18 protein-coding genes and 1 riboswitch are annotated in these 17870 nt (G+C 75.8%); of the genes, 13 read left to right on the top strand and 5 right to left on the bottom strand.

Translation table 11 applies throughout. The features are described from left to right. The first annotated feature begins 56 nt into the window (after positions 1-56). A riboswitch (SAM riboswitch) is annotated at positions 57-170 on the top strand. A gap of 31 nt (positions 171-201) precedes the next feature. The 3 genes from ECOMGDLI_RS11300 (at position 202) to ECOMGDLI_RS11310 (ending at position 3538) form a co-directional block, all read left to right on the top strand. Then, positions 202-1668, top strand: coding sequence for an aminotransferase class V-fold PLP-dependent enzyme (locus ECOMGDLI_RS11300; RefSeq protein ID WP_088316939.1), 1467 nt, complete (start codon positions 202-204; stop codon positions 1666-1668). 73 nt (positions 1669-1741) lie between these two features. Beyond that, positions 1742-2803, top strand: coding sequence for a PHP domain-containing protein (locus ECOMGDLI_RS11305; RefSeq protein ID WP_088316940.1), 1062 nt, complete (start codon positions 1742-1744; stop codon positions 2801-2803). A 186-nt stretch (positions 2804-2989) separates the two neighbouring features. Then, entirely contained in the window at positions 2990-3538 is a 549-nt protein-coding gene (locus ECOMGDLI_RS11310; protein ID WP_088316941.1) for a universal stress protein, read from the top strand. A gap of 157 nt (positions 3539-3695) precedes the next feature. Here the strand turns inward: ECOMGDLI_RS11310 and ECOMGDLI_RS11315 are convergent, their stop codons facing one another. The 5 genes from ECOMGDLI_RS11315 to ECOMGDLI_RS11335 form a co-directional block, all read right to left on the bottom strand. Beyond that, on the bottom strand, positions 3696-4154 hold the full coding sequence (locus ECOMGDLI_RS11315; protein ID WP_088316942.1) for an HIT family protein: 459 nt from the start codon (positions 4152-4154) through the stop codon (positions 3696-3698). A 128-nt stretch (positions 4155-4282) separates the two neighbouring features. Continuing rightward, positions 4283-5719: a cytochrome P450 gene (locus ECOMGDLI_RS11320; protein WP_088316943.1), complete on the bottom strand. Its 1437-nt coding sequence runs from the start codon at positions 5717-5719 to the stop codon at positions 4283-4285. A 25-nt stretch (positions 5720-5744) separates the two neighbouring features. After that, positions 5745-6101, bottom strand: a complete 357-nt coding sequence (locus tag ECOMGDLI_RS11325) for a co-chaperone GroES (RefSeq protein ID WP_088316944.1) — start codon at positions 6099-6101, stop codon at positions 5745-5747. 21 nt (positions 6102-6122) lie between these two features. Then, positions 6123-6650 carry a DUF427 domain-containing protein gene (locus ECOMGDLI_RS11330; RefSeq protein WP_233153411.1) on the bottom strand — a complete coding sequence of 176 codons (528 nt, stop codon included), beginning with the start codon at positions 6648-6650 and terminating at the stop codon, positions 6123-6125. Positions 6651-6658: 8 nt separating this feature from the next. Then, complete coding sequence (locus ECOMGDLI_RS11335; protein WP_198954770.1) at positions 6659-7018, bottom strand: DUF3618 domain-containing protein; 360 nt, start codon at positions 7016-7018, stop codon at positions 6659-6661. A 207-nt stretch (positions 7019-7225) separates the two neighbouring features. Between ECOMGDLI_RS11335 and ECOMGDLI_RS11340 the strand changes: the two genes are divergently transcribed. The 10 genes from ECOMGDLI_RS11340 (at position 7226) to ECOMGDLI_RS11385 (ending at position 17812) form a co-directional block, all read left to right on the top strand. Next, on the top strand, positions 7226-8140 hold the full coding sequence (locus tag ECOMGDLI_RS11340) for an NAD(P)-dependent oxidoreductase (protein WP_088316945.1): 915 nt from the start codon (positions 7226-7228) through the stop codon (positions 8138-8140). Continuing rightward, entirely contained in the window at positions 8137-9129 is a 993-nt protein-coding gene (locus ECOMGDLI_RS11345) for an SMP-30/gluconolactonase/LRE family protein (protein WP_233153412.1), read from the top strand. The genes ECOMGDLI_RS11340 and ECOMGDLI_RS11345 overlap by 4 nt, the downstream gene beginning before the upstream one ends. Beyond that, positions 9126-10127, top strand: coding sequence for an NAD(P)-dependent oxidoreductase (locus ECOMGDLI_RS11350; RefSeq protein ID WP_088316946.1), 1002 nt, complete (start codon positions 9126-9128; stop codon positions 10125-10127). The genes ECOMGDLI_RS11345 and ECOMGDLI_RS11350 overlap by 4 nt, the downstream gene beginning before the upstream one ends. Beyond that, complete coding sequence (locus ECOMGDLI_RS11355) at positions 10124-10894, top strand: SDR family oxidoreductase (protein ID WP_088316947.1); 771 nt, start codon at positions 10124-10126, stop codon at positions 10892-10894. The genes ECOMGDLI_RS11350 and ECOMGDLI_RS11355 overlap by 4 nt, the downstream gene beginning before the upstream one ends. Beyond that, a complete protein-coding gene (locus ECOMGDLI_RS11360; RefSeq protein WP_088316948.1) occupies positions 10895-12016 on the top strand; it encodes an L-idonate 5-dehydrogenase in 1122 nt (373 codons plus the stop codon). It abuts the gene before it with no gap. Next, positions 12013-12798 carry an IclR family transcriptional regulator gene (locus ECOMGDLI_RS11365; RefSeq protein ID WP_088316949.1) on the top strand — a complete coding sequence of 262 codons (786 nt, stop codon included), beginning with the start codon at positions 12013-12015 and terminating at the stop codon, positions 12796-12798. The genes ECOMGDLI_RS11360 and ECOMGDLI_RS11365 overlap by 4 nt, the downstream gene beginning before the upstream one ends. Positions 12799-12907: 109 nt before the next feature. Further along, positions 12908-13939, top strand: a complete 1032-nt coding sequence (locus tag ECOMGDLI_RS11370; RefSeq protein ID WP_088316987.1) for a D-glycerate dehydrogenase — start codon at positions 12908-12910, stop codon at positions 13937-13939. After that, positions 13936-15495, top strand: coding sequence for a sugar ABC transporter ATP-binding protein (locus tag ECOMGDLI_RS11375; protein WP_088316950.1), 1560 nt, complete (start codon positions 13936-13938; stop codon positions 15493-15495). The genes ECOMGDLI_RS11370 and ECOMGDLI_RS11375 overlap by 4 nt, the downstream gene beginning before the upstream one ends. Beyond that, positions 15492-16643 (top strand): ABC transporter permease, encoded by a 1152-nt coding sequence (locus ECOMGDLI_RS11380; RefSeq protein WP_088316951.1) that lies wholly within the window; start codon positions 15492-15494, stop codon positions 16641-16643. Before ECOMGDLI_RS11375 ends, ECOMGDLI_RS11380 begins: the two co-directional genes overlap by 4 nt. Then, a complete protein-coding gene (locus ECOMGDLI_RS11385) occupies positions 16640-17812 on the top strand; it encodes a substrate-binding domain-containing protein (RefSeq protein ID WP_088316952.1) in 1173 nt (390 codons plus the stop codon). Before ECOMGDLI_RS11380 ends, ECOMGDLI_RS11385 begins: the two co-directional genes overlap by 4 nt. Positions 17813-17870: the final 58 nt, after the last annotated feature.

Below are 17870 nucleotides of genomic sequence, written 5' to 3' on the forward strand. Positions count from 1 at the left end.
GACTCATTCGTCCGGCCCTTGAACAGGCCGGGACCGCTCACCTACCGTTGACGCCAGGTCACGAGTACCAGCGTCAAGCCCCGGCTCGCTGGTCGGCAACCCTCCTCCGCGGTGGGGTGCTCCGGGTGAGGACCGGGCCGCTGCCCGACCGGCAGCGGCAAGCGCGGACCTCTCGACGAGGTCCCTCCGGCTGGAGGAGCCATGACCGCTGTGCTGTCCCACCTCGAGAACGACACCTGTCCGCCCGCCGACCCCTGTGCGCAGGGCGCGCCCGTGGCCCGCACCGCCACCGCCACGTACGCGCCCGTCGTCCGCCCGCTGCTGCCCGTCGTCGGGCGCGACCTGCGCAGCCCGGTCGTCCCCGGCGGCACCGTCCGGTACGCCAACCTCGACTACGCCGCGAGCGCGCCGGCCCTGCAGACCGTCGCCGACCACGTCTGCAGCGGCCTGGAGCACTACGCGAGCGTGCACCGCGGCGCGGGCTACGCCTCGCAGGTGAGCACCGCGATCTACGAGGGCACCCGGGCCACGGTCGCGGCGTTCGTCGGCGCCCGCCCGGACGACGTCGTCGTCGTCACCCGGAACACGACCGACGCGCTCAACCTGCTCGCGTCCGCGGTGCAGACCGACGGCCCCGGCGGCGGCGAGGTCGTCTTCCTCGACGTCGAGCACCACGCGAACCTGCTGCCGTGGACCCGGCTGCCGCACCGCTGCGTGCCCGCGCAGGAGACGGTCGCGGGCACGCTCGCCGCGCTCGAGGCCTCGCTCGCGCAGCGCCCCGCGACGCTCGTCGCCGTCACGGGTGCGAGCAACGTCACCGGCGAGGTGCTGCCCGTCGCGGACGTCGTCCGGATCGCGCACGCGCACGGCGCCCGGGTCGTCGTCGACGGCGCCCAGCTCGTGCCGCACCGCCGCGTCGACCTCGCCGCGATCGGCGCCGACTACCTCGCGTTCTCCGGCCACAAGGTCTACGCCCCCTTCGGTGCGGGCGTCCTCGTCGGCCGCCGGGACTGGCTCGACGCCGCACCGGCCTACCTCGCCGGCGGCGGCGCCGTCCGCACCGTCGACACCGCGGACAGCCCGGACTCCGCGACGACGCAGTGGGCCCCGGCCCCGCAGCGTCACGAGGGCGGCACCCCGAACGTGCTCGGCGCCGCGGCGCTCGCCCAGGCCTGCCGTGACCTCGCCGGGCTGCCCGAGGGCGCGCTCGAGGCGCACGAGGCGTCCCTCGTGGCCCGCCTCGAGGAGGGCCTCGGCCGGATCCCGGGCGTCGAGGTGCTCCGGATCTGGGCGGACTCCCCCGACCGGGTCGGCGTCGTCGGCTTCACCGTCGCCGGCCACGACCCGGGCCGGGTCGCCGCGTACCTGTCCGCCGAGCACGGCATCGGCGTCCGCGACGGCAAGTTCTGCGCGCACCCGCTGCTGGCCCGGCTCGGGCACGGGGACGGTGCGGTCCGGGCGTCGCTCGGGGTCGGCTCGTCGTCCGAGGACGTCGACCGGCTCCTCGCGGCGGTCGAGCAGCTCGTCGTCGAGGGCGAGACCTGGGAGTACACGCTCGAGAGCGGACGCTGGACGCCCGTCGCGGACCCGCGCCCGCTGCCGGACTTCCTCGCCGGGATCGTCTCCGGGACGCTGCCGCCGGCCGGGACGTCGCCCTGCCAGGGCTGAGCCGCTTCCGGGGCTGAGCCGCTTCCGGGGCTGAGCGCATGCCGTGGCCGGACGGGTACGGCACCCTGGGGCGGTGAGCTCCTCGCCGTCCCCCCGGGACCCCGTCGCCGACCTGCGCCGGATCGCCTTCCTCCTCGAGCGCAGCCTGCAGTCCAGCTACAAGGTCAAGGCGTTCCGCGGGGCGTCGACGGCGATCGCCGTCCTGCCCGCGGGCCGGCTCGAGGAGGCCGTGGCCCGCAACGAGCTCACCGCGCTCAAAGGCGTCGGGGACTCGACGGCGAAGGTCATCACGGCGTCGCTGCGCGGCGAGGAGCCGGAGTACCTCGCGCGGCTCGAGCGCGAGGTCGGCGGGCCGCTGGTCGAGGGCGGCGACACGCTGCGCGCGGCGCTGCGCGGGGACCTGCACTGCCACTCGGACTGGTCGGACGGCGGGTCGCCGATCGAGGACATGGCGGTCACGGCGCTCGAGCTCGGGCACGAGTACACGGCGCTCACCGACCACTCGCCGCGGCTCACCGTCGCGCGCGGGCTCACCGCCGAGCGGCTGCGCCGGCAGCTGGACGTCGTCGCGCGGCTCAACGAGCAGCTCGCACCGTTCCGGCTGCTCACCGGGATCGAGGTGGACATCCTCGACGACGGCTCGCTCGACCAGGAGGAGGACCTGCTCGCCGAGCTCGACGTCGTCGTCGCGAGCGTCCACAGCAAGCTGCAGATGGAACCGGCCGCGATGACCCGGCGGATGGTCGCCGCGGTCTCGAACCCGCACGTCGACATCCTCGGGCACTGCACCGGCCGGTACGTCACGACGAACACCCGCACCGGCAAGCCCCGGGCGGAGTCCCGGTTCGACGCCGAGAAGGTCTTCTCCGCGTGCGTCGAGCACGGCGTCGCGGTCGAGATCAACTCCCGCCCGGAGCGGCTCGACCCGCCCAGACGCCTTCTGCGGCAGGCGGTCGAGGCGGGGTGCATCTTCTCCGTCGACACCGACGCGCACGCCCCCGGCCAGCTCGACTGGCAGCCCTACGGCTGCGCCCGCGGCGAGGAGTGCGGCGTCACCGCCGACCGCGTCGTGTCGGCGTGGGCGCTCGACGACCTGCTCGCCTGGACGGCGGACCACACGTCCCGCCCGGCCTGACGGGGCCCGCGGCGGCGCGATCCGTCGTCCGGGCGTGACCTAGGACCCGACGCGTGACGGATCCGTGAACGCTCACGGGTCGGTCGCCGGCCCGGGGCGACCTAGGGCCCGGGGGGTGCGCCACGGGCATGGCCGACGCTGACAACGACCAGCGGGGGACGCCGCCGTGGCGTGGAGGTGAGGGACATGCGCGACCGGACCGAGGACGACGCGGCGCACCCCGTGCGGGGCGACGTCCGCGACGAGGCCTGGGACCTCATCGCGTCGCCCGCCTGGCGCCCGCCGTCGCCGCGGACCCCGTTCGACGTCACGCCGCCGGTGCTCGTCGGGCTCGACGGCGGCGTCGGTGGTGAACGGGCCCTCGAGTGGGCGCTGCGCGAGGCCCAGGAGCAGGGCGCGCCGGTGCGCGCCGTCACCGCCTGGTCGTGGGACGCCCGGCTCCTGGCCGCCGTCGGCGGCCGTGCCGCCCGGCAGGTCGAGCAGGCCCGCCTCCTCCAGGAGGAGCAGCTCGCCCGGGTGCTGCGTCGCTTCGGCCCCGTGCACTGCCGCATCGAGACCGTCCTCGGCGAGGGTGACGCGGCCAGCCTGCTCCTCGAGGAGTCCCGTCGCGCCCGTCTGCTCGTCGTCGGCAGCCACGCCGAACCCGGCCGCCCGGACGTCGGCTCCGTCGCCCGCGCCTGCGTCCGGCTCGCGGCCTGCCCGGTCGTCGTCGTCCCGGTCCGCCTCACCGCCTGACCGAACCCCGCTCATGCTCGGGATCGGTACCGTTCCGGGCGCTCCGGACCGCGAGATCCGGTACCGGGCGTGAGCATGGGCGGCCCCGACCACGCCGCAACCAGAACCGTCCCGTGGAGCCGTCTCGCGCTGCGCGGTGCGGGTGGTCGCGTGCGGCTCAGTGGATCGCCAGATGGTCGCGGACGAGGCCGGAGATCCGGTCGCGCTCGCTCTCGGCGACGGGTTCGTCGTCCGCGTAGCCGAAGATCCGCGGGCCGAGCCGCTCCGGCGGCAGGTCGGGCATCCGCGGGACGACGTGGACGTGCACGTGCTCGAACCCCGGCCGTTCCGCGAGGAGCATCGTGTACGTCTTCGTGCAGCCGACGACCGCACGCAGCGCCGCCGTGACCCGGACGAGCAGCCGCCCCATCGCCTCGCCCTCCGCCTCGGTCAGCTCGTCGAGCGCGAGGACGTGCCGCTGCGGCACGAGCACGAACCACCCGGGCAGACCGCCCTCGAAGTTGTGCGCGAGGTACCAGCCGGCCTCGACCCAGGTCGCCTCCCGCACGGGCAGCGCCCCGAGCCGGGCGCTGATCGAGCACGCGTAGCAGCCCGTGGGGACGGCGGCTCCGGTCATGCCCCCATCCTGCAGCCACCCGGCCCGTCCAGGACACCGCTCATGCTCGGGCTCGGTACCGTTCCGGGCGCTCCGGACCGCCGGATCCGGTACGCGGCGCGAGCATGAGCGGGGTTCAGGGCAGGCCGTCAGCGGGGGGTCAGGCGGAGCGGGAGGCCGCCGCGGGGACGCAGGGTCACGAGGGCGTCGACGGTCGGCGGCGGCACCCCGTCGGGGCGGCTGACGGTGCGGTCGCGGAGCAGGCCGGCGAGCACGAGGACGGACTCGACGACCGCCATGTCGCGGCCGATGCACAGCCGGGGGCCGGCGCCGAACGGCACGTAGTCGCCGCGCGCCGGGCCGCGGGACGGCGGGGCGTCGCCGAGGAAGCGCCCCGGGTCGAACCGGCGCGGGTCGGGCCACGACCGCGCACGGCGGTGCAGGAGCCACGGGCTGAGCAGGACGAGCGTCCCGGCCGGGATCGCGACCTCGCTGACGACGTCGTCCGCGAGCGCGCGCCGGGTGATGACCCAGGCCGGCGGGTAGAGCCGCAGCGCCTCGTCGACGACGGCGCGGGTGTACGGCAGGTGCGGGACGTCGTCCCACCCCGGGGCACGACCGGCGAGGACGGCGTCCAGCTCGGCGTGCAGCCGGGCCTGCACCTGCGGCGACGAGGCGAGCAGGTCGAGGGTCCACGTGAGGGACGACGCGACGGTCTCGTGGCCGGCGATGACGAGCGTGAGGATCTCGTCGCGGACCTCGCGCGGCGCGAGCCCGCCGTCGGCCCCGGCCTCCCCCGCGTCGACGGCGGCGAGCAGCAGCGCGAGGACGTCGCCGTCGTCCGGCCCGACGCCGCGGGCGCGGCGCTGCGCGACGAGGTCCGCGCACACCGCGTCGAGGGTCGCGACGGCCCGGCGCAGCCTGTACCGGCGGGGGGTGGGGAGCCAGCCGGGCAGCGGGGACGCCGCGGTCCGGACGACGGCGTGCAGCGCGGTGTCGACGGCCCCGACGACACGCTCGCCGACCGGGCGCAGGTCGGCGGCGAAGAGGGTGCGGCCGACGACCTCGAGCATCGCGCGCATCGCGGCGCCGTCGGCGTCCACGACCCCGCCCGGGCCGGCGGCGTCCCACTCCGCGCGCATCCGCTGCGCCGCCGTCCCGGCCGCCTGTGCGACGGCCTCGAGCGAGCGCGGGTGGAACGCGGGCTGCGCGACCCGGCGGTGCCGCCGCCACACCTCGCCGTCCGTCGTGAGCAGGCCCGCGCCGGTGACCAGGGACAGCGCGCCGTACTGGAGCGTCGCCTTGCCGTAGCCCCGCGCGTTGTCGACGAGCACCCGGCGCGCACCCTCGGGCGTGTTCACGAGGAGCACCTGGCCGCGCGGCATCGGGAAGGCGACGAGGTCGCCGTACCGGGCGACGAGCCCGTCGAGGAACGTCAGCGGGTCGCGCCGGATCGCCGGGACGGCGCGGAGCATGTCGAGCGGCAGCGGCCCGTCGACGTCGAGGCCGGTGTAGCGCGCGTTGCGCCGAGGACCGGAGCGCCCGGGGGGCGCCGGGGACGCGGGGGTCGCCGGCTCCGCCGTCACGGGGTCCACGCCGGGCGCCGGACGGTCAGAGGTACAGGCCGGTCTGACCGTCCGCGACGCGCGGCGCCGCGACGGCGTGGATGTCCCGCTCGCGCAGGAGCACGTACTGGCCGCCCTGGAGCTCGACCTCGGAGCGGTCCTCGGGGTCGAAGAGCACCCGGTCGCCGACCTCGACGTGCCGGACGTTCTGGCCCACGGCGACGACCTCGGCCCACGCGAGACGCTTGCCGACGGCGGCGGTCGCCGGGATGACGATGCCCGCGGTCGAGCGCCGCTCCCCGGCCTCGCCGTCGGTCGAGACGAGCACCCTGTCGTGGAGCATGCGGATGGGCAGGCGGGCCGCGTCGGTCCCGCCGAGCGGCGCGGCCGTCGGGGTCGTCATGCCCCGAACGGTACTGCCCGGTCACCAGAACCGGCTGCCCGGGACCCCCTTGAACGGCCCGACGACGCGCTGCGTCACCCAGCCGCCGTAGAAGCCGCCGTCCTGGCCGCGCACGGTCTCGCCGTCGACGGTCACGTGGTCCATCCGGTCCGGGTAGAGCGCGACGTGGCCGGCGAGCGCCTCGTAGCCGGCCGTCGGGTCGGGGTAGGTCCAGGCGGCGGACGGCGCGACGCGCGCGGCGCCGTCCGGGCCGGGCCCGCCGACGACGTCGAGGTAGCCCGCCATGCCCTTGAACTCGCACCACGAGGACCCGGCCGCCGGCCGGAACGCCCCCTCGGCGGCGTCCGCGAGCGGCAGGTAGTACGTCGGCGGGTGGCTCGTCTCGAGCACCCGCAGCGCACGCCGGGTCTCGAGGACGACGAGCCCGCCGAGCACGACGACGACGTGCTCGGACGACGGCTCGACCCGGGGCGGGCGCGGGTAGTCCCACACCGACTCCTGGCCGGGCCCGGGCACCTCGGGGACGACCCCGGGCGGCAGCGGGCGCACGGAGCCGCTCAGCCCTTCCTGCGGCGGCGGCGCAGCACGACGGACAGGAGAACGAACAGCGCGACGGCGGCCGCGACGGCACCGACGCGCTCGGCCCGCAGGTCACCCTGAGGCGTGTAGACGGCGGCCTGCAGCCGGCCCTTGGCGTCCTCGACCCCGCGGGCGGCGAGCGCCTTCGGGTGCGCCCGCTCGACGAGCTCGTCGACGGTGGCGGCGAGGTGCTCGCGCCGCCGGGCGATCTCGGCCTCGATCGTCGCCGGGTCGCTGCTGCGCCGCGCGACGACCTCGCCGTCCAGAGCGGCGCGCTCGACCTCGGCGGCCACCTTCTCGACCGCCGCCTGGGTTCGTGCCGCTTCGTCCGTGCTCACGGGCCCCACCTCCTGAGGAATCACGCTATGCCACCGGGAGCAACCGCACATCCGCCGTCGGTCACGGCGCGTCGCAGCGCGTCGCCGCGCATCGGTCGGCCGTTACCGAGTCGAGACCGCTTTGCTCTTGTGTTCCACAGGCTGAACGGCGTTCCATATCTGGCACAGCCCGGAGCGGTGCTGGTCGAGGGCGACGGAGGTGGCGGCATGGCGGACGACGCCGCACCGGTCGGTGTCGTCGGTCTCGGCGTCATGGGGTCCGCCATCGCCCGGCGCCTGCTCGCCGGGGGCCTCGCCGTCGCCGTCCACGACGTCCGCACCGACGCCCGCGCCGCCCTGGTGTCCGCCGGTGCGGCCGACTGCGCGGACCTCGCCGCCCTGGCCGCGGCCTGCGACGTCGTCGTCCTCTCGCTGAACACCGCCGCCGTCGTCCGCGAGGTCGTCCTCGGCGACGGTGGTCTGCTCGCCGCCGCCCGCCCCGCCGGCGCGGCCCCGCTGCTCGTCGTCGACATGTCGAGCATCGACCCGGTGTCGACCCGCGACCTCGCCGCCGCCGCGGCGGCCCGCGGCGCCGCCTGGGTCGACGCCCCGCTCTCCGGTGGCGCCCCGGCAGCGGCCGAGGGCCGGCTCGCCCTCATGGTCGGCGGCGCCGAGGCGGACGTCGACCGTGCCCGCGTCGTCCTCGACCGCCTCGCGGCCCGGGTCACCCACCTCGGGCCGGCCGGCAGCGGCCAGGTCGTCAAGCTCGTCAACCAGGTGCTCGTCGGGGCGGCGTTCTCCGCGATCGCCGAGGCGGCCGCGCTCGTGCGCGCCGAGGGCCTGCGGCCCGCGGACGTGCTCGGCGCGCTGACCGGCGGCCGCGCGGACTCCGCCCTGCTCCAGGAGTTCTTCGTCAAGTTCGCGACCGGCGACCTCACCCCGACGGGCCGGATCGCCAACATGGTCAAGGACCTCGACACCGCGCGCGACCACGGCCGCGGCGTCGGCGTCCCGCTGCCGCTCACGTCACTGGTGTGCGAGCTCAACCGTTGGCTCGTGGCACAGGGGCACGGAGACGCCGACAGCGCGGCGCTCATGGGATTCTTCGACGCGTCCCTGCTGCCGTCGGGAGGCCACTCATGAGCGACACCACGAGCGACACGCTGCACGAGAACGGATCCGGGGCTGTCGTCGTCGACGACCCCCGCATGCTCGACCTCGTCGACGCGGATGTCACCGCGCAGTGGCTCGGCGGGGACGCCGCCTGGTCCGAGGGCCCGGTGTACCTGCCGGACGAGGACGCCGTCCTGTGGTCCGACATCCCCGGCAACCGGATCCTGCGCTGGGACGCGGCCGGCGGCGAGGTCACGGTGCACCGCACCGACGTCGAGTTCACCAACGGCCGCACCCTCGACCTGCAGGGCCGGGTCGTCGCCTGCTCGCACGGCCGGCGCGGCATCGAGCGCACCGAGCCGGACGGCACGACGCACGTCCTCGTCGACCGCTGGACCTCCCCCGCCGGCCCGGTCCGCTTCAACTCCCCCAACGACGTCGTCGTGAAGTCCGACGGCACGATCTGGTTCACCGACCCCGCCTACGGGATCATCCAGGCGCACGAGGGCCACCCCGGGACGCGGGAGTACGGCGACCACCACGTCTTCCGGTTCGACCCGGCGACCGGCGAGGTGACCCCCGTCGTCGTCGACGTCGAGGAGCCCAACGGGCTCGCGTTCTCGCCCGACGAGTCGCTGCTCTACGTCGCCGACACCGCGGTCGCCGCGGGCCTGGGGCACTTCCTCGCCGCGAACCACCACATCCGCGTCTACGACGTCGTCCACGGCCGCTACGCCAAGAACGGCAGGACGTTCGCCGAGGTCTCCCCCGGGGTCGCCGACGGGTTCCGGGTCGACGTCCACGGCAACGTCTGGACCTCGAGCGAGGACGCCGTCCAGGTCTTCGCACCGGACGGCGTGCGGCTCGGCGCCGTCCCGGTCCCGCAGAAGGTCGGCAACGTCTGCTTCGGCGGCCCGGACCGCTCGACGCTGTTCGTCGCCGCGACGGCGGGGCTGTACCGGATCGACACCCGGACCCGCGGCTGCTCGCCGACCGACCTCCTCGCGGGGACGTCATGACCGGCACCGCGACCCCGGCCGTCACCGGCCCCGCCGGCCCCGTCGGCCTCGTCGGCCTCGGCGTCATGGGCGCCGCCACCCTGCACCGGGTCACCGGGCAGGGCGCCGACGTCGTCGCGACGAGCCGCTCGCGGTCCTCCCGGGACGCCGTCGCCGGCACCGCCCGCACGACGCTCGTCGACACCCCCGCCGAGGTCGCCGCCACGGTGGCGGACCGCACCCCGGCCCCGGCCCCGGTCGTCGTCCTCGTCGCGGTCACCGCCGGGCCGCAGGTGCGCGCCGTCGTCGAAGGCCCGACCGGGCTGCTCGCGGGCCTGCCCGCCGGACGCCGCCTGCTGCTCGTCGACACGAGCACCTGCTCGCCCGCCGACGCGCGCTCGCTGCACGCCGACCTCGCCGCCCTCGGCCACGGCGCGCTCGACGCCCCGGTGAGCGGCGGCCCGTCCGCGATCGGCCGCGGCACCCTGTCCGTCATGGCGGGCGGGGACGCCGCGGACCTCGCCGCCGCCCGCCCGGTCCTCGACCTGTTCGCAGGCACCGTCGTGCACTGCGGCGGCCCGGGCGCCGGGCAGGTCACCAAGGCCGCCAACCAGCTCGTCGTCGCGTGCACGATCGAGGCCGTCGCCGAGGCGCTCGCGCTCGCCGCCGCCAACGGGGTCGACCCGGCGCTCGTCCGGACCGCGCTGCTCGGCGGGTACGCGGCCTCCCCGGTCCTCGACCTCGCCGGCGACCGGATGATCCGCGCCGACTTCCGCACCGTCGGCGCCGTGTCGCTGTTCGCCAAGGACCTCGGCATCGTCGCCGAGCTCGCCGCCGCGTCGGGCGTCGCCACGCCGGCCGCCGACGTCGTCCGCGGGCACGCCACCGCCCTCGCGGCGACCATGCCGGACGCCGACCACGCGGCCCTCGTGACGCTGTTCGCCCCGGACGGCCTCGCAGCGCTCGCCGGGGCCACCGCCGCGCCCCGCCCCGCCACGGACGCCGGAGCCGTCTCATGACCAGCAACCCGTTCGACCTCACCGGCACCGTCGCGCTCGTGACGGGCAGCAGCCGCGGCATCGGTGCGGCGCTCGCCGAGGGCCTCGCCCGCGCCGGGGCCACCGTCGTCCTCAACGCCCGCGACGGCGAGGCCCTCGAGGCCGCCCGCACGGGCCTCGCCGCCGCCACCGGTGCCACCGTGCACGCGTCGGCGTTCGACGTCACCGACGACGCGGCGGTCGCCGCCGCGGTCGCCGGCGTCGAGAGCACCGTCGGGCCGATCGGCGTCCTCGTGAACAACGCCGGGGTGCAGCACCGGGTCCCGATGCTCGACCTCGACGTGGCCGACTGGAACCGGGTGCTCGCCGCGAACCTCACCGGGCCGTTCCTCGTCGCCCGGGCCGTCGCCCGCGGGATGCTCGCGCGCGGCGCCGGCAAGATCGTCAACATCGCCTCGGTGCAGGCCCGGCTCGCCCGCCCCGGCATCGCCCCCTACGCCGCGAGCAAGGGCGGCATCGCGATGCTCACCCGGACGATGTGCGCCGAGTGGGGGCCGTCCGGCGTCCAGGCCAACGCGATCGCCCCCGGCTACTTCGACACCGTGCTCACCTCGGCGCTCGTCAACGACCCCGAGTTCGACGCCTGGGTCAGGGGCCGCACCCCGGCCCGCCGCTGGGGGCGTCCCGAGGAGCTCGTCGGGACGCTGCTGTGGCTCGCGTCCGGAGCGTCCGACTTCGTCAACGGGCAGGTCGTGCACGTCGACGGCGGCATGACGGCGGTGGTCTGAGTGGCCCCGCCGAGCAGCACCCGGACCGTCCGCGCCCTCGTCGCCCACGGCGCCGGCGACGTCCGCGTCGAGGAGCACCCGGCGCCGGTCCCCGGCCCGGGCCAGGTCGCCGTCCGCATCGCCTACGGCGGCGTCTGCGGCTCCGACCTGCACTACTGGCGGCACGGCCGGGTCGGCGACTTCTACCTGCGTGAGCCGCTGACCCTCGGGCACGAGGTCGTCGGCACGGTGCTCTCCGTCGGGCCGGGCGCCACGGGGGCGCCCGCACCGGGCACGCCGGTCGCCGTCCACCCGGCGACGCCGTGCGGCACCTGCCCGGAGTGCCGGTCGGGACGGCGCAACGTCTGCCGCGCCGTCCGCTACCTCGGCAGCGCCGCGCACCTGCCGCACGTCCAGGGCGGTCTCGTCGACGTCCTCGTCGTCCCCGCCGACCAGGCCGTCGCACTGCCCGACGGGCTCTCGCTCCTCGACGCCGCGGTCACCGAGCCCGCCTCGGTCGCCTGGCACGCGGTCACCCGGGCCGGCGACGTCCGCGGCGCCCGGGTGCTCGTCACCGGCGCCGGCCCGATCGGGGCCCTCGTCGTCGCCGCGCTGCACCGCGCCGGCGCGGCCGAGGTCGTCGTCACGGACGTCGCCGCGGAGCCGCTGGCCCGGGCGGCCGCCGTCGGGGCCACGACGACCGTCGTCGTCGGCCCGGACGCCCCGGCCGTCGACGGCCGCACCCCTGACGAGGCGCTCGCCGCGCTCGAGGTCGACGTCGCGATCGAGTCGTCCGGCAGCCCGGCCGGGCTCGGGACGTGCGTGCGCGCCGTCCGCCGCAGCGGCCGGGTCGTGACCCTCGGGCTGCTCCCGCCCGGCGACGTCCCGTTCCCCGGCAACCTCGTGGTGACCCGGGAGATCGAGCTCGTCGGCACCTTCCGGTTCGACCACGAGATCCACGACGTCCTCGCGGCGCTCGCCGACGGCTCGCTCGTCACCGGTCCGGTCGTCACGCACGTCCTGCCGCTCGCGCGGGCCGCCGAGGCGCTCGAGCTCGCGGGCGACCCACGACGCTCGGGCAAGGTGCTGCTCGACCTGACCGACGACCTCGACGACGACACGGCCGGGGGTGCGACACCATGACTGCCGTGCCTGACGTCCGCTCCCTGCGCTCGGTCGACTCCCCCGCGCCCGCCGTGACCCGTGCCGTCGCCCTCCTCGAGGAGCTCGCGCGCAGCGGCAGCCCGCTCGCGCTCACCGAGCTGGCCCGCCGGCTCGACCTCGCGAAGTCCACGGTGCTCAACCTGTGCGTCGCGCTCGAGGGCGGCGGGATGGTCCGGCGGACCGACTCCCGCTGGGCCCTCGGCTACAAGGTCGTCGAGCTCGGCCAGGGCTTCCTCGCCGGGACCGACCTCGTCGCGGAGTTCCGCCGGCTCACCGACGCGCTCCCCACCGGCCACCAGGAGACGGTGCTGCTCGCCGTCCTCGACGGGCCGGACGTGCTGTACCTCGCCCGGCACGACGGCACCCAGCCGGTGCGCCTGGCGAGCGACGTCGGACGGCGGCTGCCCGCCGTCGTCACGGCCCTCGGCAAGGCGATGCTCGCGAGCCTGCCGGAGGACCAGCTGGAGGCCCGGCTCGGTCTCGTCGACGAGATGCCGGTCCTCACCCCCCGCTCGCACCGGACCGTGGAGTCGCTGCGCGCCGACCTCACGGCCACCCGGGCCCGCGGCTACGCCGTCGACGACGAGCAGAACACCGAGGGCGTCACGTGCCTCGGGGTCGCCGTCCCCGGCATGTCCGACCCGCCCACCGCGGTGAGCACGACCCTGCTCACCGCCCGGATGACCACCGACCTGCGGGAGGCGCTCGTGCGCGACCTCACCGACCTCGCACGGCAGCTCTCCTCGCTCGCCCGGCTGTAGACCGCTCCCCCGACCGACCCCCTGCGACAGCTGCATCCAGCGAACCGAACGTTGTCCCACAGGCTGAACACGTACCGCACAACGACGTGACGAAGGACGGATGATGACCATGGCCGACACCGCGAGCCCGCGCCCGCTCGTCGCCGTGAGCCGGGGCGACCTCCCCGGCACCGCGGTGGCGGGCCTGGCCGCGGCCGCCGAGGTCCGCTCCTGGCCGACCGACACCCCGCCGACCGCCGATGAGCTCGCCGCCCTCGTCGCCAGCGCGTCCGGGCTGCTGGCCCTGGGCACCGACCGGATCGACGCCGCCCTGCTCGACGCCGCCGGACCCCAGCTGCGGGTCGTCGCGCTCGCCTCGATGGGCTACGACGCGGTCGACCTCGAGGCGGTCGCCGCCCGCGGCGTCGTCGCGACCCACACGCCGTCCGTGCTCGCCGAGACGACCGCCGACCTCGCCTTCGCGCTGATCCTCATGGCCCGTCGCCGGCTCCGGGTCGCGGCCGAGACCCTGCACGCCGGGGCGTGGCGCACCTTCCGGATGGGCGACCTGCTCGGCATGGACGTCCACGGCGCGCGGCTCGGGCTGCTCGGCTTCGGGCAGATCGGCCAGGCGGTCGCCCGCCGGGCCCGGGGGTTCGCGATGGACGTCGTCCACGTCGACCCGGCGCGCCCGGACGGCGGCGGGCTGTCCCGCGCCGTGTCCATGGACGAGCTCGTCGCGACGAGCGACGTCGTCAGCGTCCACGTCCCGCTCACCCCGGGCACCCGCGGCCTCGTCGGGCGCGACTTCCTGGCGGCGATGAAGCCGACCGCCACGCTCGTCAACACCGCCCGCGGCGGGGTCGTCGACGAGGACGCCCTCCTCGAGGCGCTCGCGGCCGGCACGATCCACTCGGCCGGGCTCGACGTCATGGAGCGCGAGCCGCGCAGCGACCCGGCGGACCGGCTCTTCGCCGAGTCCCGGCTCGTCGTCCTGCCGCACGTCGGCTCCGCGACCGAGGCGACCCGGGCCGCGATGGTGGACCTCGCAGCACGCAACGTCGCCGAGGTGCTCGCCGGCCGGCCGGCGCCGACGCCGGTCCCGGGCACGCCCGCGGTCCCGGGCACGGGGTCGGGCCTCGTCGCAGGAGCCACGTCGTGAGCGCCCTGCTCGAGGTCCAGGGCCTCGTGAAGTCGTTCCACGGCAACCGGGTCGTCGACGACGTGTCGTTCACGCTCGAGGCAGGCCGGATCGTCGCGCTCCTCGGGGAGAACGGCGCCGGCAAGTCGACGCTCATCAAGATGCTCGCGGGCGTCTACAAGAAGGACGGCGGCCGCGTCCTGCTCGGGGGCCAGGACCTCGAGGACCCCGGGGTCCGCCACCGGATCTCCTTCATCCACCAGGACCTCGGCCTCGTCGACTGGATGACGGTCGGCGAGAACATGGCCCTCTCCCTGGGCTTCCCGCGCCGCGGCGGCGGCTCGCGCGGCCTCGTCGACTGGGCCGCGGTCGACGCCCAGGCGACGAAGGCGCTCGCGCTCGTCGGCGGCGGGATCGACCCGTCGACACGGATGTTCGACCTCCCGCGCACCGAGAAGGCGCTCGTCGCCATCGCCCGCGCCCTCGTCACCGAACCCGCGCTCCTCGTCCTCGACGAGCCGACCGCGAGCCTGCCGGCGGCGGACGTGCAGCGCCTGTTCGACGTCGTCCGGGAGCTCGCCACCGGCGGCGTCGGGATGATCTACGTGTCGCACCGCCTCGACGAGGTCTACGACATCGCCGACTCGGTCGTCGTCATGCGCAACGGGGTGAAGGTCGGCGACGCCCCCGTCGCCGAGGTGCCGCCGGCCCGGCTCGTCGAGCTCATCGTCGGCCGCAGCACGCGGGCGGTGAGCCCCGGCAAGGTCGGCAGCGCCGTCCGGCTCGAGCTCGACGGGCTCGTCGCCGGGGACGTCGGCCCGGTCGACCTCACCGTCCGGCAGGGCGAGGTCGTCGGCCTCGTCGGCCTGCGCGGCGCCGGCCAGACCGAGGTCGGCCGCGCGATCGCCGGCGCCACCTCGGTGACCGGCGGCCGGATGCGGCTGGACGGCACCCCGTTCGCGCCGCGCTCCACGACCGACGCCGTCGTCGACGGCGTCGGCTTCGCGACGTCGAACCGGGAGACCGAGGGCATCGCCGCCGGGCTCTCGGTGCGGGAGAACCTCTTCCTCAACCCCGGGGTCTGGGGCCGGCGGCTGCGGTCGCTGTCGACCCAGCGCGCCGAGCGTGTCCGCGCGCGCGAGCTCGTGGCGCGCTTCGGCGTCCGGCCCGGCGACCCGGAGGTCGCCGCGGACACCCTCTCCGGCGGCAACCAGCAGAAGGTCGTCCTCGCCCGCTGGTTCGGCGTCGGCCGCAAGGTCGTCGTCCTCGAGGAGCCGACCATGGGCGTCGACGTCGGCGCCAAGGCCGACATCTACGCCCTCCTGCGCGAGGCCGGCGAGCAGGGCACCGCGGCGGTCGTCGTCTCCACGGACGTCGAGGAGGTCGCGGCGATCTGCCACCGGGCGCTCGTCTTCGGCCGCGGCCGGGTCACCGCCGAGCTCGCCGGCGACGACCTCACCGTCGCCGGCCTCGTCGCGGCCGCCTCCGGCCTGCCGCCCGCCCCCCTGCCCGGCACGACGACCGGCACGACGAACAGCCCGACGACCAGCACCACGGACGAGGAGGTCCGGTCATGACGCTGCACACGTCCGTCAAGTCGACGGCGCTCGAACCACGGGCGGGGACGGCGCTGAGCCGCCGCGTGCTCACGGTCCACGGCATGGTCGTGCTCACCGTCGCGCTCGCGATCTTCTTCAGCGTGCTGCGGCCCGACACGTTCCCGACCCTGCTGAACTTCCGGCTGCTCGCGGCCGGCAAGGCGGTGCTGCTCGTCCTCGCGCTCGCCGTGAGCGTGCCCATGGTCGCGGGCAAGATCGACCTGTCGGTCGGCTACGCGGTGGGCCTGTGGCAGGTCATGGCGCTGTCGTGGCAGATCCAGGGCATGGACTACCGGCTGACGATCGTGCTCGTGCTCCTCGGCGGCGCCGTCGTCGGGGCGGTCAACGCCCTGCTCGTCGAGCTCGCCCAGGTCGACGCGTTCATCGCGACGCTCGCCACCGGGCAGGTCATCAACGCGATCACCTACTGGCACACCGGCGGCCGCCAGATCACCGACACCGACGGCAAGCGGGCGCAGGCGTTCGACGCGCTCGCGACGTGGTCGGTCGGCCCGGTGCCGGGGCCGTTCATCATCGCCCTCGCCCTCGCGGTCGCGCTCTGGGTGGTCCTGGAGTTCTCGCCGATCGGCCGCTACCTCTACGCCGTCGGGGCGAACCCGAAGGCCGCCGAGCTCATCGGCGTCCGGCGGCGGTCGTACGTCGTCGGCGCGATGGTCACCTCCGGCGTGCTCGCCGCCGTCGCCGGGATCCTGCTCTCGGCCCGCCAGGGCGGCGTCGTCCAGGCGAACATCGGCCCGGAGTTCCTGCTGCCCGCGCTCGCCGCGGCGTTCCTCGGCTCCACGACGATCCGGCCGGGCCGGGTCAACGCGTGGGGCACCGTGCTCGGCGTCGTCATCACGACGCTCGGCATCTCCGGCCTGCAGCAGCTGCTGCCCGGCCGCTTCTACCTGGAGCCGCTGTTCAACGGCCTGACGCTCGTCGCCGCGATCACCATCGCGAGCCTGGCGAGCCGTCGACGGCTGGCGAGCGCCGAACGGCACCAGGCCACCGACACACCGGCACCCGCCGGTGACGGCGCCGCCCTTGCCCCCGGGAGGGCCACGGACGACGCCGCTGCGGACGAGGCGACGGCGCCCGTCCAGCAACCCGAAGGGAGCACCACATGAGAACCGCTGCTCGCAGTCGCGTGGCGGTCGTCGCCGCCGCCGGGTTCCTGCTCACCGCGTGCGGCAGCGCGTCGGTCGGCAGCGGGGACGCCTCGTCGTCCGCGCCCGCCGCCGGTGCGTCGTCCTCGGCGCCCGCCGCGAGCGACTCGGTCGTCGCCGACGCCAAGGCCTTCGTCGAGGCGAGCCTCGCCGCGAAGGAGGGCTTCACGCCGCCGTCCACCGGCCCCAAGGCCCAGAAGGCGGGCTCGACGATCGTCTACGTCGCGGCCGACCTCACCAACGGCGGCGTCAACGCCGTCGGCGAGGGCGTCAAGGAGGCCGCGGCCAAGATCGGGTGGAAGGTCACCGTCATCGACGGCAAGGCCTCCGCCCAGGGCCGGACCGACGCCCTCAACCAGGCGCTGGCGTCCAAGCCGGCCGGCATCGTGCTCGGCGGCTTCGACGCCAAGGAGCAGGCGTCGGTCATCAAGCAGGCGACGGACCTGAAGATCCCCGTCGTCGGCTGGCACGCAGGCGCCGCCCCGGGCCCGGACACCGCGAACGGGCTCTTCACGAACGTCACGACCGACCCGCTCGAGGTCTCGGCGATCGCGGCGAAGTTCGCCATCGCCGACTCCGACGGCAAGGCCGGCGTCGCGATCTTCACCGACAGCCAGTACGAGATCGCGGTGGCGAAGGCCGACGCGATCAAGGCCGAGATCGAGAAGTGCACGACGTGCACGGTGCTCGAGTACCAGGACTCGCCGATCGCCGAGGCGGACTCCCGGATGCCCGGCGTCATCTCGGGGCTGCTCCAGAAGCACGGCGACAAGCTGACGTACCTGCTCGCGATCAACGGCAACTACTTCGGCGGGGCCCGGGCCGCGCTCAAGGACGCCGGCAAGCCCGGTGACGGCCCGCCCAAGTCGGTGGCCGCCGGTGACGGCGACGCCGCGGAGTTCCAGCGGATCCGGACCGGTGACTACCAGGCGGCGACCGTCGCCGAGCCGCTGCTCCTGCAGGGCTGGCAGCTCGTCGACGAGCTCAACCGGGCGGTCGCCGGCGAGGCGGCGTCCACGTTCGTCGCCAAGCCGGGCCTGGTCACCAAGGCGAACGCGCCGACCGGTGACGTCTTCGACCCCGCCTCGGGGTACCGGGACATCTACGCCAAGATCTGGGCCGGCGCCTGACCCCCCTGCTCCACCTGCTCCACCTGACCCACCCCGATCCACCGGCTGCATCGAGCAG

The sequence above is a fragment of the Kineosporia sp. R_H_3 genome, from assembly GCF_002198675.1.
In the GTDB taxonomy this organism is placed as follows: Bacteria; Actinomycetota; Actinomycetes; order Actinomycetales; family Kineosporiaceae; genus R-H-3.